The sequence below is a fragment of the Mesorhizobium sp. M0040 genome (genome assembly GCF_040323505.1).
Lineage (GTDB): Bacteria > Pseudomonadota > Alphaproteobacteria > Rhizobiales > Rhizobiaceae > Mesorhizobium.
Genome location: NZ_JAMYVA010000011.1, coordinates 11,840 through 26,063 on the forward strand (window position 1 = coordinate 11,840; position 14,224 = coordinate 26,063).

Annotated in this window: 13 protein-coding genes; 11 read left to right on the forward strand and 2 right to left on the reverse strand. The window is 63.5% G+C overall.

All coding sequences use genetic code 11. From position 1 onward, the window contains the following. The first annotated feature begins 11 nt into the window (after nt 1-11). The 11 genes from NKJ91_RS12335 to NKJ91_RS12385 all read left to right on the forward strand — a co-directional run bounded on the left by NKJ91_RS12335 (nt 12) and on the right by NKJ91_RS12385 (nt 12,240). Complete coding sequence (locus NKJ91_RS12335) at nt 12-878, forward strand: ABC transporter permease (protein ID WP_198023515.1); 867 nt, start codon at nt 12-14, stop codon at nt 876-878. Next, complete coding sequence (locus NKJ91_RS12340; protein ID WP_352455771.1) at nt 875-1,795, forward strand: ABC transporter permease; 921 nt, start codon at nt 875-877, stop codon at nt 1,793-1,795. The genes NKJ91_RS12335 and NKJ91_RS12340 overlap by 4 nt, the downstream gene beginning before the upstream one ends. Nucleotides 1,796-1,827: 32 nt before the next feature. Then, nucleotides 1,828-3,471 (forward strand): ABC transporter substrate-binding protein, encoded by a 1,644-nt coding sequence (locus NKJ91_RS12345; RefSeq protein WP_352455772.1) that lies wholly within the window; start codon nt 1,828-1,830, stop codon nt 3,469-3,471. Beyond that, nucleotides 3,461-4,405, forward strand: coding sequence for an acetamidase/formamidase family protein (locus NKJ91_RS12350; RefSeq protein WP_352455773.1), 945 nt, complete (start codon nt 3,461-3,463; stop codon nt 4,403-4,405). The genes NKJ91_RS12345 and NKJ91_RS12350 overlap by 11 nt, the downstream gene beginning before the upstream one ends. Then, nucleotides 4,402-6,198, forward strand: a complete 1,797-nt coding sequence (locus NKJ91_RS12355) for an ABC transporter ATP-binding protein (protein ID WP_352455774.1) — start codon at nt 4,402-4,404, stop codon at nt 6,196-6,198. The genes NKJ91_RS12350 and NKJ91_RS12355 overlap by 4 nt, the downstream gene beginning before the upstream one ends. A 202-nt stretch (nt 6,199-6,400) precedes the next feature. Continuing rightward, a complete protein-coding gene (locus tag NKJ91_RS12360) occupies nt 6,401-7,285 on the forward strand; it encodes a dihydrodipicolinate synthase family protein (protein WP_352455775.1) in 885 nt (294 codons plus the stop codon). 39 nt (nt 7,286-7,324) lie between these two features. Continuing rightward, nucleotides 7,325-7,984 carry a GntR family transcriptional regulator gene (locus NKJ91_RS12365; protein WP_023674176.1) on the forward strand — a complete coding sequence of 220 codons (660 nt, stop codon included), beginning with the start codon at nt 7,325-7,327 and terminating at the stop codon, nt 7,982-7,984. A gap of 61 nt (nt 7,985-8,045) precedes the next feature. Beyond that, nucleotides 8,046-9,383, forward strand: coding sequence for an extracellular solute-binding protein (locus NKJ91_RS12370; RefSeq protein ID WP_023674177.1), 1,338 nt, complete (start codon nt 8,046-8,048; stop codon nt 9,381-9,383). A 35-nt stretch (nt 9,384-9,418) separates the two neighbouring features. Then, nucleotides 9,419-10,321, forward strand: a complete 903-nt coding sequence (locus NKJ91_RS12375; protein WP_352455871.1) for a carbohydrate ABC transporter permease — start codon at nt 9,419-9,421, stop codon at nt 10,319-10,321. Further along, on the forward strand, nt 10,322-11,143 hold the full coding sequence (locus NKJ91_RS12380) for a carbohydrate ABC transporter permease (protein WP_352455776.1): 822 nt from the start codon (nt 10,322-10,324) through the stop codon (nt 11,141-11,143). A gap of 38 nt (nt 11,144-11,181) precedes the next feature. Next, nucleotides 11,182-12,240: an ABC transporter ATP-binding protein gene (locus NKJ91_RS12385; protein WP_352455777.1), complete on the forward strand. Its 1,059-nt coding sequence runs from the start codon at nt 11,182-11,184 to the stop codon at nt 12,238-12,240. Nucleotides 12,241-12,273: 33 nt separating this feature from the next. Here NKJ91_RS12385 and NKJ91_RS12390 read toward each other — a convergent pair whose 3' ends face one another. Together NKJ91_RS12390 and NKJ91_RS12395 are read right to left on the reverse strand one after the other, a co-directional pair. Continuing rightward, nucleotides 12,274-13,347 (reverse strand): Gfo/Idh/MocA family protein, encoded by a 1,074-nt coding sequence (locus NKJ91_RS12390; RefSeq protein WP_502903583.1) that lies wholly within the window; start codon nt 13,345-13,347, stop codon nt 12,274-12,276. A gap of 60 nt (nt 13,348-13,407) precedes the next feature. Next, nucleotides 13,408-14,064: a GntR family transcriptional regulator gene (locus tag NKJ91_RS12395; protein ID WP_352455779.1), complete on the reverse strand. Its 657-nt coding sequence runs from the start codon at nt 14,062-14,064 to the stop codon at nt 13,408-13,410. Between the last annotated feature and the right edge of the window lie 160 nt (nt 14,065-14,224).

Sequence of the window (14,224 nt, forward strand, 5' to 3'; positions counted from 1 at the left end):
CCGCCGGGCGTATGCCAGCCAAGCCTCGCGCCGGCGTCTGGCGACGTCTGCTAAAACGGCCTCTCGCTTTGCTCGGCCTCGGGATTATCGCCGTTGTCTTGGCCGGCGCCATTCTTGCACCGTGGCTGACAGGCTACGATCCAAACGAGCAGATGTTCGACGGGCTCACGCTTGAAGGCGCGCCACTGCCGCCGGGGGCCCAATTCTGGCTGGGCACCGACCTGCTTGGCCGCGACCTGCTGACCCGTCTCCTTTTCGGCGCGCGCACGTCGCTGATCATCGGCATCGTCGCCAATGGCGTGGCACTTCTGATCGGCACGTTGGTCGGCATCACGGCCGGCTATTTCCGCGGCTGGATCGGCAGCGCGCTTATGCGTTTCACCGATTTGATGATGGCTTTCCCGGCGCTGCTGCTCGCCATCTGCCTGGCGGCGGTGCTCCAGCCGAGCCTATGGATCGTCGCCATGGTGATCGCACTGGTGAACTGGGTGCAGACCGCCCGCGTCATCTACACCGAGACAAGTTCGCTCTCCGAGCGCGAGTTCATCGATGCCGAGCGCACCATCGGCGCAAGCGCGCCGCGCATCCTGTTTCGTCATATCCTGCCGCACCTTTTGCCGACGATCATCGTCTGGGGCACGCTCGGCATCTCGACGACGGTGCTTCTTGAAGCGACGCTCAGCTATCTCGGCATCGGCGTGCAACCGCCGACTGCTTCCTGGGGCAACATCATCTTCGAGAACCAAACCTATTTTCAGGCAGCGCCCTGGCTGGTTTTCTTTCCGGGTGCGGCGATCCTGGCGCTGGCGCTAGCCTTTAACCTGGTCGGCGATGCGCTGCGCGACATCCTCGATCCGACGCAAAGGGGGCGGGCATGATAGCCTATCTCGGCCGTCGCATTGTCCAGTCCGTGCTCATCTTGCTCGGCGTCTCTCTGATCACCTTTGCGTTGCTCTACCTGCTGCCCGCCGATCCCGTCCGCCAGATCGCCGGCCGCAGCGCCACGCCCGAGACGGTCGAGAACATCCGCCGGCAGCTCGGCCTCGACCAGCCCTTTGTCGTCCAGTACTGGCACTACCTGACCAGCCTCCTCAGCGGCGATCTGGGGCGCTCCTACATCCAGCGCTCGGAGGTCACGGAGCTTATCGTCTCGCGGCTGCCGGCAAGCCTGCTGCTGATGCTCGGCGCCATTGCCTGCGAAGTCGTGATCGGGCTGGCGATGGGCCTCATCGCCGCCGTCAAGCGTGGCACCGCCACCGACCAGTCGCTGATGGTCGCCTCCTTCGTCGGCGTCTCGGCGCCGCAATTCGTCGTCGGCCTGCTGCTGCTTTATGTGTTCGCGGTGCGGCTCGGCTGGTTCCCGATCGGCGGTTACGGCACCTGGCGTCATCTGGTGCTGCCATCGCTGACCATGGGAATTCTCGGTGCCGGCTGGTACGCCCGCATGATGCGCTCGTCGATGATCGACGTGCTGCGCCAGGATTACGTGCGTACCGCGCGTGCCAAGGGTCTTGCACGCAGCGCCATTATCTTCCGGCACGCGCTGCCCAACGCCATCCTGCCGGTCATCGCCATGATCGGCATCGACATCGGCATCTTCATGGGCGGCATCGTGGTTGTCGAAAGCGTGTTCGGCTGGCCAGGCATCGGCCAGCTAGCCTGGCAGGCCATTCAGCGCATCGATATTCCGATCATCATGGGGGTCACCCTGGTTTCGGCCTTTGCCATCGTGCTCGGCAATCTCCTGGCCGACACTGTCGCACCGTTCATCGATCCACGCATCAAGCTCAGATGAAAACCAAGAAAACCAGAGAAAGGGAACATGACATGAGAAAATATCTGATATCGACCGTGGCGGCATCGGCGCTTGCGCTGGTGCTTGGCATGACAAGCGTACGCGCCGAAGACGCCGTCGATCCGAATGCCAAGCAGGGCGGCGCGATCACCATCACCTACAAGGACGACGTCGCCACGCTCGATCCGGCCATCGGCTATGACTGGCAGAACTGGTCGATGATCAAGAGCCTGTTCGACGGGCTGATGGACTACGAGCCGGGCACCACCAACCTGCGGCCCGACCTTGCCGAGAGCTACGAGATTGCGCCCGACGGCAAGACCTTCACCTTCAAGCTGCGCCACGGAGTGAAGTTCCACAATGGCCGCGAGATGACCGCCGACGACGTGAAATATTCGCTCGACCGGGTCACCAATCCAAAGACACAGAGCCCGGGTGCCGGCTTCTTCGGCTCGATCAAAGGCTATGACAACGTCGCTGCCGGCAAGGCGGAAAGCCTGGCGGGCATAACCGTCGTCGATCCCTACACGATCAAGTTCGAGCTGACCCGGCCCGACGCCACCTTCCTGCATGTCATGGCGATCAATTTCTCGCATGTCGTGCCGAAGGAAGAAGTCGAAAAATACGGCGCGGACTTCGGCAAACATCCGGTCGGAACCGGCGCCTTCAAGCTCGCCGAATGGACGCTCGGCCAGCGCGTGGTCTTCGAGCGCAACCCGGATTACTGGCACAAGGGTCTGCCGCATCTCGACAAGATCACCTTTGAGATCGGCCAGGAGCCGATCGTGGCGCTGCTGCGGCTCCAGAAAGGCGAGATCGACGTTCCCGGCGACGGCATTCCGCCGGCGAAATTCCAGGAGGTGATGGCCGATCCCGAGCAGAAGGCCCGTGTCGTCGAGGGCGGCCAGTTGCACACCGGCTATATCACCATGAATACCACCATGGCGCCCTTCGACAACGTGAAGGTGCGGCAGGCGGTGAACATGGCGATCAACAAGGACCGCATCGTCCAGCTGATCAACAACCGTGCGGTGCCGGCCAATCAGCCGTTGCCGCCGTCGATGCCTGGCTATGACAAGGAATTCAAGGGCTATCCCTATGACGTGGCCAAGGCCAAGGCCTTGCTTGCCGAGGCTGGGCATCCCGACGGATTTGACACGCAGCTGTTTGCCATGAACACCGATCCCAACCCGCGCATCGCGCAGGCCATTCAGCAGGATCTGGCGGCGGTCGGCATCAAGGCCAGCATCCAGTCGCTCGCGCAGGCCAACGTCATCGCCGCCGGCGGCGACAAGGCCGGTGCGCCGATGATCTGGTCCGGCGGCATGGCCTGGATCGCCGACTTCCCCGATCCGTCGAACTTCTACGGCCCGATCCTCGGCTGCGCTGGTGCCGTCCCGGGCGGCTGGAACTGGTCGTGGTATTGCAACAAGGAGCTCGACGCCAAGGCGGCCGAAGCCGACTCCATCGTCGACCCGGCCAAGGCTGGCGAACGCGCCAAGATGTGGAGCGAGATCTACGGCAAGATCATGGAAGACGCGCCTTGGGCACCGGTCTTCAACGAGCAGCGTTTCACTATGAAATCAACCCGCATGGGTGGTGCCGACAACCTCTATGTCGACCCGGTCCACATCCCGATCAACTACGACAATGTGTATGTGACCGATGTGCAATAACTGCGACTACACCATCCACGGGCGCCACCATCATTTCGGCTGGGACAATTCCTTTGTCCCGACCGAACGCGTGGCGCCAGGGTCGACGATCGAGTTCCAGTGCCTGGACTCGTCCGGCGGGCAGCTGACGATGGAGAGCACCGTCGACGACGTTGCTTTGCTCGACTTTGCCAAGGTGAACCCGGTCACTGGGCCAATCTATGTCGACGGGGCAGAACCGGGCGATGCCCTGAAAATCACCATCGAGGCGTTCAAGCCGTCAGGCTTCGGTTGGACGGCGAACATCCCGGGATTCGGTCTGTTGGCGGATGACTTCACCCAACCGGCACTGAATATCTGGAAGTACGACGCCGCCTCGCTCGAACCGGCGCTGTTCGGCAAGAGCGGCCGGGTGCCGCTCAAGCCCTTCGCCGGCACCATCGGCAACGCCCCGGCTGAGCCGGGTCTGCATTCGGTGGTCCCGCCGCGGCGCGTGGGCGGCAATCTGGACATCCGCGATCTCGCCGCCGGCACGGTTCTCTACCTCCCCGTAGAGGTCGCGGGAGCGTTGTTCTCGGTCGGCGACACGCACGCCGCGCAGGGTGACGGTGAGGTCTGCGGCACGGCGATCGAGAGCCCCATGAACGCCGTGCTGACGCTCGATCTGGTCAAGGATGCCCGGCTGCGGACGCCGCGTTTCACAACGCCCGGTCCGGTGTCGCGGCATCTCGACGCCAAGGGCTACGAGGTGACAACCGGTATCGGGCCGGATCTGATGGACGGCGCCAGGAGCGCCGTTTCCCAGATGATCGACCTGCTCTCCGGCCGCTACGGGATGGATCCGGTAGATGCCTATATGCTCGTCTCGGTTTGCGGTGACCTGCGCATCAGCGAGATCGTCGACATGCCCAACTGGGTGGTTTCGTTCTACTTCCCCCGCTGCGTCTTTGAATGAAGGTGGAGGACATCAAACGATCCGGGCAGGCCGCCGCGGAGAGTGGCTCTGTCAGGCCGGTACTCAGCGTCTCAGGTCTGAGCGTCGCCGTGCGCGGCGAGGAGGGCGAGCGCGACGTCGTTTCCGACCTGACATTCGGCCTGATGCGCAGCGAAACGCTTTGCATCGCCGGCGAGTCCGGTTCCGGCAAGTCGATGACGGCGCTGGCCATCATGGGCTTGCTGCCGCAGCCGGCGGCACGCATCGGATCCGGCTCCATCCGGCTCGGCGATCAGGATCTCGCGGCTCTCAGCGAGAGCGGCATGCGCCGCATCCGCGGCAACCGTATTGCCATGATCTTTCAGGAACCGATGACATCGCTCAATCCGGTTCTGTCCGTCGGCCGTCAGCTCACGGAGGCGATCGAGGCACACACCTCGATGTCGCGCTCCAACTCGCGGCTGAGGGCGCTCGAGGCGCTGAAGGCAGTCCGAATTCCGGATGCCGAACGGCGGCTCGAGCACTATCCGCACGAACTCTCAGGCGGCATGCGCCAGCGCGTGATGATTGCCATGGCTCTGGCCCTGAACCCGGACGTGCTGATCGCCGATGAGCCGACGACCGCCCTCGATGTCACGGTTCAGGGCGAAGTGCTGGAGCTGCTGCGCGACCTGCAGCGCGAGCACGGCACCAGTGTTATCCTGATCACGCACGACATGGGCGTCGTCGCCGAGATGGCGGACCGCGTCATCATCATGCGCGACGGCCGGATGGTCGAGCAGGGCAGGGCGGCTGACATCTTCAATCGCCCGCAGGCCGACTATACACGCGAGCTTCTGGCCGCCGTGCCGCGTATCGGCGGCGGACGGACGGCCGAAGACCGACAAGATGCCGCCAACATGCCGGCCGAGCTTGTATCTGTCAGCGATCTTTACGTCCGCTTCGACCTGCACGGCGGCTTCTTCGGCCGCGTTGACCGCAGGGTGCACGCGGTCGAAGGCGTGAGTTTCTCGATCGCGCCGCACGAAACCCTGTCGCTGGTCGGCGAATCGGGCTGCGGCAAGTCGACGACGGCCAAGGCGATCGCCGGACTGGTGCCCTTCACCGGCAGCATTTCAATCGGCGGCCACGACCTGTCGGCGCTCAGCCGCAAGGAGCGCAAGGCTGTCCGCCGCAATGTGCAGATGATCTTTCAGGATCCCTTCGCGTCCCTCGACCCGCGCATGCGGGTCGGCGATCTCGTCGCCGAGCCTCTGCTGATCCACGGCCTCGGCGACAGAGAGCAACGGCATGCCCAGATCGCCGCTCTGTTCGAACGCGTCGGCCTCTCCGCTGACCAGATGGAGCGCTATCCCCACGAATTCTCCGGCGGGCAGCGCCAGCGAATCTGCATTGCACGGGCGCTGGCGCTGCGACCAAAGCTGATCATTGCCGACGAGAGCGTCTCTGCTCTCGACGTGTCGGTGCAGGCGCGCGTGTTAAGATTGCTGAAGGAGCTGCAGCGCGAATTCGGCGTCGCATATCTCTTCATCTCGCACGACATGGCGGTGGTCGAGAACATCTCCGATCGCGTGGCGGTAATGTATCTGGGGCAGATCGTCGAGATGGGCACCCGCGACCAGATCTTCTCCAACCCGCGCCATCCTTACACAAAGCGGCTGATCGAAGCCGTTCCGGTTCCCGATCCAGGCCGGCGCCGCGCCAGGTTCGCCCGTTTGGACAGCGAAATTCCAAGCGCTGTGCGGCGCATCGGTGACGAGCCCCGGAAACTCAAGCTCGACGATGTTGGCGACGGCCACCTCGTCGCCACTTGATCGAGCTTAGGCTGCCTCGTCCAGCCAATCCCGCAGAGGCTCGGGGACAGCTGCATATGTGATGTTCGAGCGGCGGAAAATGATCGGCGATGGCTGCCGCGGCAGCGCCGTTCGGCGATGCCGAGTTGGCAAGATCACCCGTTTACATCTGACATGTTAGCATGCTAACGCTACGTCCACATTGATTTCAACGGAGATCGCATTGGCTTCCCGCTTTGGTCTTTCGGTTGCCCTGACCACACCCTTCGACCCGTCGGGGCAGATAGCGCTCGCGCCGATGATCGCGCATGCCCGAGCCTGCCTTGGCGCCGGCTGCAGCAGCGCGACGCTGTTCGGCACCACCGGCGAAGGAGCCTCGGTCGGCACCGACGAGCGACGGATCGTCACCGAGGCCATGCTGGCGGCCGGTATTCCGCCACATCAGCTCGTCGCCGGAGTGCTGGTCGATGCAGCCGAAGATGCCGCCGATCAGGCCCGGCACGCTTTGCAGCGCGGCGTTCGCAACATTCTGCTCGCTCCGCCGAGCTACTTCAAGAATGTCGGCGAGGACGGGCTGTTCGGATGGTTTTCCGCCGTCTTCGCCGCACTCGGTCCGCTGGCGCGCGACGTGCTGCTCTATAACATCCCCTCAGTCACCATGGTGCCGCTCCCGCTTGGGCTGATCGGCCGGCTGCGCGCCGCTTTTCCCGCTGTGGTGGCCGGGGTGAAGGATTCCGGCGGGGACTGGAGCTACAGTGAGGCGCTGCTTGAGGCGCACGGCGATCTGGTGATCCTCATCGGTGACGAACGGCATCTGGCGAGAAGCGTGCGCCGCGGCGGACAGGGCGCGATTTCCGGCATGGCTAATTTTGTTACCGGCGAAATCCGGGCAATGGTCGAAAACGGGGGCGACGACCCACGCGTCGAAGACTTCGTGCTCGAATTGCTCAAATACCCGGTCACGCCGGCGGTGAAGGTCATGGTCGCGCGCAAGACCGGCGACGAGCACTGGCTGGCGGTCCGCCCGCCCCTGGAGGCGATCGATCCGCAGGGACAGCGGCAGCTTGCCGCTGCCTACGACAGGCTGTTTGCGACAGAGGCGGCCTGACCGACAAGGCCGGGCTGACCGACAAGGAAGCGAGCTGAAGTGGAAGACGGCAGCGAACCGATCACTCTCCGGGAGAAAGCCTATGCCAGCTTCACGCGGCATTTGCTGGCCCGCGATCTGCGGCCGGGGCAGTTCGTGTCACAGCGCGAACTGGTCGCTTTCACCGGGCTGCCGCTGGGTGCCATTCGCGAGATCGTCCCGCGTCTCGAGGCCGAGGGACTGCTGACCACCATCCCGCAGCGCGGCATGCAGATCGCGCATATCGATATCAATCTGATCCGCGAGGCGTTTCAGTTTCGGTTGTTCATGGAACGCGAGGCAGTGGCGCTATTCACGACCAGTGCTTCTGATGCCGAACTTGCCCGCATGCGGCGCGAACATGAAGAGATGCTGGCTCAAGCTCTCGGGCAGGCGCCGACGCCGGAAATGGAAGCCAAGGCCCAGAACATCGACTGGGCGATGCACGACACCTTCATCAATGCGCTCGGCAACGAGATTATCGCCAAGGCCTATCTGGTCAACTCGGTGAAAATCCGGCTGATCCACCAGGAGCGTTTCCGCATCGACGGTCGTGTGGTGCCGGTGATGCGCGAACATTTGGCGGTCATCGAAGCCATGGAGAGCCGCAATCCGCAAAAAGCGGTTGAAGCGATCAGTCTGCATATCGACAATGCGCGCCGGCTGGCGCTCCAGATCTGAGGAAATATAGCCGCGCCGCGGTTCGCGGCGCATCCACAACGACAGCAACCGGGAGGAAGAAATGTCGTCCAATCTGTTCAACCCAACCAGGAGGCAACTCCTTGCCGGAACCGCGGCGCTAACCGCTGCCGGCCTTGTGGGGCTTCGCCCCGGCTTTGCCGCAGGCGTTGACTGGAAACGCTTTGCCGGGACGACGCTTGACGTCAATCTGGTGAAAAGCCCGCGCAGCGACACCATCCTGAAATATCTCGCCGAGTTCGAGGAACTGACCGGCATCAAGGTCAATGCCGAGGCAACGCCCGAGCAGCAGCAGCGCCAGAAGACGGTGATCGAGTTGAGCTCGGGCAAGCCGAGCTTCGACGTCGTGCATCTGAGCTACCACGTGCAGAAGCGCCAGTTCGAGAAGGGTGGCTGGCTGGCCGACATCGCCGGCTATCTCGCCGATCCGTCGCTCACCGACCCGGCGCTGGTCGAAAGCGACTTCGCCGAAGCCGGCATGCTGTTTGCCAAGGACGGCCAGGGCGTGCTGCGCTCGCTACCGTTCTCGGTGGACTACTGGATCCTGTATTGGAACAAGGAGCTGTTCGAGGCCAAGGGCCTCAAATACCCAGAGACCTTCGAACAACTGGTGGCAGCCGCCGAAGCGCTGACCGACCCCTCGACCAATACATACGGCTTCGTCGCCCGCGGGCTCAAGAACGCAAACACGCCGGTGTGGACGTCGCTGATGCTCGGCTACGACATGACGCCGCTAGATGACAAGGGCAAGCTGCGCACCGAGGCTCCCGAGGCGATCGAGGCTGCCGCGCTCTATCAAAGATTGATGACCAAGTCCGCCCCTCCGGGCGTTACCGGGTTCAACTGGGCCGAAGCACAGTCGGCCTTCCTGCAGGGCAAGATCGGCATGTGGCTCGACGGCGTGGGTTTTGCCCCGCCGATGGAAAATCCGGAAAAATCGAGGGTAGTCGGCAAGGTCGGTTACGGCGTGATGCCCAAGGGTCCCAAGGCGCATGCCTCGGGCACCTTCGGCGACGGGATTGGCGTTACCGCCGCCAGCGAGAAGAAGGAGGCTGCCTATCTGTTCTGCCAGTGGGCGGTATCGCCAACCATGGGTGCACGGCTGTTGCAGGCCGGCGCCGGCGTTCCGTTCCGCAAATCCGTGCTGGAGGATCCCAAGGTGCGCGAAGGCGTCACCATGCCGGCAAGCTGGCTTGATGCCGTGGTCGGCTCGGGCAATATCAGTCGGCTGGCACTGCCGGTCATCATCCCGGTCACGGAATTCCGCGACATCTATGGCGTGGCGCTGACCAACATGATTGCCGGCGCCGATCCCGCCGCGGAGCTGAAGAAGGCCACCGAACAGTTCCAGCCGGTTCTCGACAGGAGCGAGCAGGGCTGATGTCGGCCACCACCCCAGAACAGACCGGGGTGACGATGCCGGTTATCGACGGGAGCCAGACGATCCGGCTGGCTCCCAACTACTGGCCTTTCGTTGTCCCCGCACTCGTCGTCGTCGGCGCCGTCATCGTTTTCCCCTGGGCTTTCACCCTGTGGATGAGCGTCAATCGCTGGACGCTCGGCCAGTCGCGGAGCTTTGCCGGGATGGAAAACTATCTCCGCCTGGCCAGCGACCCACGTTTCTGGGAATCCCTTGTTCATACGTTGACCTACACCTTCCTCTCGGTTGCAGCGCCGATGCTGCTGGGCACTCTGGCCGCCCTGATCTTCGATGCCAGGTTTCCGCTGCGCGGCTTGCTGCGCGGCGTCTTCGTCATGCCGATGATGGCGACACCCGTTGCCGTCGCACTGGTTTGGACAATGATGTTCCATCCTCAGCTTGGCGTGCTCAACTACCTGCTGTCGCTGGTCGGCATCCCGGGTCAGGAATGGATATTCAACGCCAACACGGTCATCCCGTCGCTGGTTGCGGTCGAGACCTGGCAGTGGACGCCGCTGGTCATGCTGATCGTGCTTGGCGGGCTGGCCTCGGTGCCGCGCGAGCCCTTCGAAAGCGCCGAGATCGACGGCGCCAATGCCTGGCAGCAATTCCGCTATCTCACTCTGCCGATGATCGCGCCGTTCCTGATGATCGCGGTCATCATCCGCACCATCGATGCGCTGAAGAGCTTCGACATCATCTACGCGATGACCCAGGGCGGGCCGGGAACGGCGTCGGAGACCATCAACATCTATCTCTACAACACCGCCTTCTCCTACTACGATATCGGCTACGGCTCGGCCATGGCCGTGGTGTTCTTCATTGTCATCGTGGCCCTGTCGTTTGTCCTGCTGATGCTGCGCCAACGCTCGCAGTGGATCGATACGGAGGGCAAATAGATGAGTTCACGGCTGCTCAACCAGATCGGTCTGTTTTTCGCTGCCCTGGTTTTCGTCTCGCCGGCGATCCTGTTCTTCCTCTGGATGATCTCGCTGTCGCTGAAATTCGAGATCGACAACGGTGCCTATCCGCCGATCCTGATCCCCGAACGCTTCGCTTGGTCGAACTATGTAAAGGTGTTCGAGGAGAACAATTTCCTGCTCTATCTCTGGAATTCGGTTCTGGTGACCGGCACGGCGACCTTGCTGGCGCTGCTGATCGGCGTACCGGCCGGCTATGGCATCGCACGGCTCAAGGCTGAACGATCGGCGGTCGTCATCATGATCGCCCGCATGACGCCTGGACTATCCTATCTCATCCCGCTGTTTCTGCTGTTCCAATGGATCGGGATACTCGGCACGCTGTGGCCGCAGATCATCATCCATCTGGTGGTGACGGTGCCGATCGTGGTGTGGGTGATGATCGGCTATTTCGAGACCACGCCGATGGAACTGGAAGAGGCGGCCAACATCGACGGCGCCAGCTCCTGGCAGGTTTTCCGGCTGGTTTCCCTGCCCATCGCCAAGCCGGGCATCGTCGTCGCGTTCATCCTGTCCGTGATCTTCTCGTGGAACAATTTCGTCTTCGGCGTGGTGCTCGCCAGCCGTGAGACGCGCACACTGCCGGTTGCCGTCTACAACATGCTGTCCTACGAGCAGGTGAGCTGGGGGCCGCTCGCCGCGGCGGCGCTGGTGGTGACGTTGCCGGTGCTGATCCTGACCATGTTCGCGCAAAGGCAGATCGTCGCGGGGCTGACCGCCGGCGCCGTCAAGGGCGGCTGAGGGGCGCCCTGACATCACTCTTTTCCAGGAAAGATCCAATGGCATCGGTAACGATCAACAACGTGCAGAAGGCCTTCGGGGCCACCAAGATCATTCACGACGTCAGCGTCGATATCGCCGACGGCGAGTTCGTCATCCTGGTCGGCCCGTCGGGATGCGGAAAATCGACGCTGCTGCGCATGATCGCAGGCCTTGAGACGATCTCCGGCGGGAAGATCGCCATCGGCGAGCGTATGGTCAACAATCTGCGGGCACGGGACAGGAACATCGCCATGGTGTTCCAGAATTATGCGCTCTATCCGCATATGACTGTGGCCGACAATATGGGCTTTGCCCTCAAGATCAAGAGAGCCGATCCGGCCGACACCGCTGGCCGGGTCCGGAAGGCAGCCGGCATCCTCGGCCTGGAAAAGCTGCTTGACCGCTATCCGCGCCAGCTTTCGGGCGGCCAGCGCCAGCGCGTCGCCATGGGCCGCGCGATCGTACGCGACCCAGAGGTCTTCCTGTTCGACGAGCCGCTCTCCAACCTCGATGCCAAATTGCGCGTCCAGATGCGCGGCGAGATCAAGGCCCTGCACCAGCGGCTGGGTACTACGACGATCTATGTCACGCACGACCAGATCGAGGCCATGACGATGGCCGACAAGATCGTCGTGCTGCATGACGGCCTGGTCGAGCAGATCGGCGCGCCGCTGGACCTCTACGACCATCCGGCCAACCTCTTCGTTGCCGGTTTCATCGGCTCGCCCGCCATGAACTTCATTGCCGGCCGCATCGAGGAGGGCGTGTTCCGCAGCGCCGGCGGGTTGATCCTGCCGTTGCCGGAAGGCGCCCAGCCGGCGGATGCCGCAGGACGCGAACTCGTCTACGGCATTCGCCCGGAACATATCCGGGCGACGGGGCAAGGCGTGCCGGGCACGATCACGCTTCTCGAGGCGACAGGCTCGGAAATCTTCGCCAGGGTCGACTGCTCCGGTGAAGAAATTTCCTGCCTTTTCCGAGAAAGGCTTGCGCTCAAGCAAGGCGAAGGGGTGCGGATCGAGATCGACCGCGCATGTGCGCATCTGTTCGACGCAGCAACCGGTCGGCGCATCTGACTCGGTGGTCCGGTAATGCGTCGTCGGCCTAGACTAGGTCGGCAACGCGAATTCACCGGCGAGTTCGATGGCGCGGCCTTCGCGGGCCGATCTCTGGGCGGCAAGACCCATGACGACGGCCCACCAGCCGTCTTGCAAGGTCACTTCCACCTTGCCTTGTCCGCGCACCGCAGCGGTGAAGCGGGCGTGCTCGAAATAGGTCGAACCGTTATGATCGCCTGCCTCGAGCAGCCGGGGGTCGACGGGAATCTCCAGCAGTCGTGGTCCAGGCGGATTGCGCGGACTAACGATCAACTGGGGCACTGGCGCAGGGCCAAGGTGGGTCGACCAGAAACGGCCTGGTCCGGGCACCAGACACTCGATCTTTCCGTCGCCGCCGACAGCGCAGAGTTCCTCCTGGTAGCGGCTGCCCTCGGCAAACATGCAGAGTTCCAGCATGGCGCGCGCGCCGCTCGCGAAGTCAACCAGCACATAGCCATGGTCAAGGATATCCGGCCTCTCACCGCCATAGCGTTCGTCGAGATGGTTTACGGCCTGTCCAGCGCTCGCCATCACGCGGACGGGGTCCGATCCGAGGATCAGCCGCATCAGGTCGAAGAAGTGGCAGCACTTCTCGACGAACGTGCCGCCGGTGTTGCGGTTGAAGCGGTTCCAGTCGCCGACCTTGGCCAGAAACGGGAAGCGGTGCTCGCGGATCGTCAGCATGCGGATGCCGCCGGTGGCGTGGCGCGCCTGCTCGACGAATACGGCGACGGGGGGCATATAGCGATATTCCATGGCCACCCAGACGAGCGGAAGCCGAGCTTTCAACGCCGCGATCCGCCCCTCGTCGGCGCCCTCGGTGAAGAGCGGCTTTTCCACCAGTACCGGCAGTGGTCGAAGTGCGGCGATCTGCTCCATCTGACCGAGGTGCTGGTGGTTGGGGCTGGCAATCAAGACGCAGTCCACCTCATCCATGGCCAGCAGTTCGGCGATCGATGCCGCCGATCGCGCGCCCGACGCCGTCGCCAGCGACGCCGCCAACATGCCGGGGTCCGGCTCGACGATCGCGGCCACATGCGCGTCGGGCAACAGAGCGACATTGCGGATATGCTCGCGGCCCATCATGCCGCAGCCGATGATGCCGTAGCCGATCGATGATCTGGTCACGCTGCGTCTTCCTCCGGCCTATCTGAAACGCGTGACGTACCGCGCCGCGCCCGGATCGAACCAGCTGCGGGAATATTCCGCGCTGGCGCCGTCGCCAGCCCAGGCGATACGTTCTATGAACCCCACGACCGTCCCCGGCGGTGGCCTGAATTCGAGCGGGGCCCAGTCCGGCGCGGGTGCGACGGCAACATGGTCTTCGGCGCGAACGATCGAAAAGCCGAGAGCGAGCCGGTAGTGGAGATAGAGGGATTCCGACAAATCCTCGCGCTTGAGCCGCTCGGCGCGGCTGACGTCCAGCCAGATCTCCTCGACCGCGGCCGGCTCGCCGTCGAGCCGCCGCAGCCGGCGTATACGGTGGGCTTCGCCGGCGCTGCCGAATTGCGGCAGGTCGGCGGGCTTGCGCAGTCGCTCGACGGACAGCACGTCGGCGCTCGGCAGGCCGCCGCCGCCGATACGCTCCAGGCGAAAGAAAGCATAGACCCCGAGCAAGTCGCCGCGCGCCCGCACATAGTTACCCGAGCCCTGGATGCGGTCGAGAAGGCCCTTTTCGGTCAAATCTGCCAGCGCCCGCCTGAGCGTGCCGACGGCAATCCCGAGGCTCGCGGCCATCTCGCGCTCGGCCGGCAGCCGCGCCCCGTCGGCCAGCCGTCCGGCCGCGATTTCGCGGATCAGCATTTCGCTGGTCTGCAAGTGCACAGGCAAGGGCCCGCGCATCTGGCTGGATCGGTGGCCGGGGTCAGCCCTTGTCAAATGCATCCGGTGTCCAATCACATCCCGGTTTCGGGTTTGGCTCAAATTGATACAGTATTGATCTACACCAAAACGAATGCTACGC

What these genes read in the sequence shown, in the direction of transcription:
- NKJ91_RS12355 (WP_352455774.1), top strand. Translation starts at nt 4,402, where the DNA reads ATGAAGGTGGAGGACATCAAACGATCCGGGCAGGCCGCCGCGGAGAGT.
- NKJ91_RS12370 (WP_023674177.1), top strand. Translation starts at nt 8,046, where the DNA reads ATGTCGTCCAATCTGTTCAACCCAACCAGGAGGCAACTCCTTGCCGGA.
- NKJ91_RS12385 (WP_352455777.1), top strand. Translation starts at nt 11,182, where the DNA reads ATGGCATCGGTAACGATCAACAACGTGCAGAAGGCCTTCGGGGCCACC.
- NKJ91_RS12350 (WP_352455773.1), top strand. Translation starts at nt 3,461, where the DNA reads ATGTGCAATAACTGCGACTACACCATCCACGGGCGCCACCATCATTTC.
- NKJ91_RS12345 (WP_352455772.1), top strand. Translation starts at nt 1,828, where the DNA reads ATGAGAAAATATCTGATATCGACCGTGGCGGCATCGGCGCTTGCGCTG.
- NKJ91_RS12390 (WP_502903583.1), bottom strand. Translation starts at nt 13,347, where the DNA reads ATGATGGGCCGCGAGCATATCCGCAATGTCGCTCTGTTGCCCGACGCG.
- NKJ91_RS12340 (WP_352455771.1), top strand. Translation starts at nt 875, where the DNA reads ATGATAGCCTATCTCGGCCGTCGCATTGTCCAGTCCGTGCTCATCTTG.
- NKJ91_RS12375 (WP_352455871.1), top strand. Translation starts at nt 9,419, where the DNA reads ATGCCGGTTATCGACGGGAGCCAGACGATCCGGCTGGCTCCCAACTAC.
- NKJ91_RS12395 (WP_352455779.1), bottom strand. Translation starts at nt 14,064, where the DNA reads ATGCTGATCCGCGAAATCGCGGCCGGACGGCTGGCCGACGGGGCGCGG.
- NKJ91_RS12380 (WP_352455776.1), top strand. Translation starts at nt 10,322, where the DNA reads ATGAGTTCACGGCTGCTCAACCAGATCGGTCTGTTTTTCGCTGCCCTG.
- NKJ91_RS12335 (WP_198023515.1), top strand. Translation starts at nt 12, where the DNA reads ATGCCAGCCAAGCCTCGCGCCGGCGTCTGGCGACGTCTGCTAAAACGG.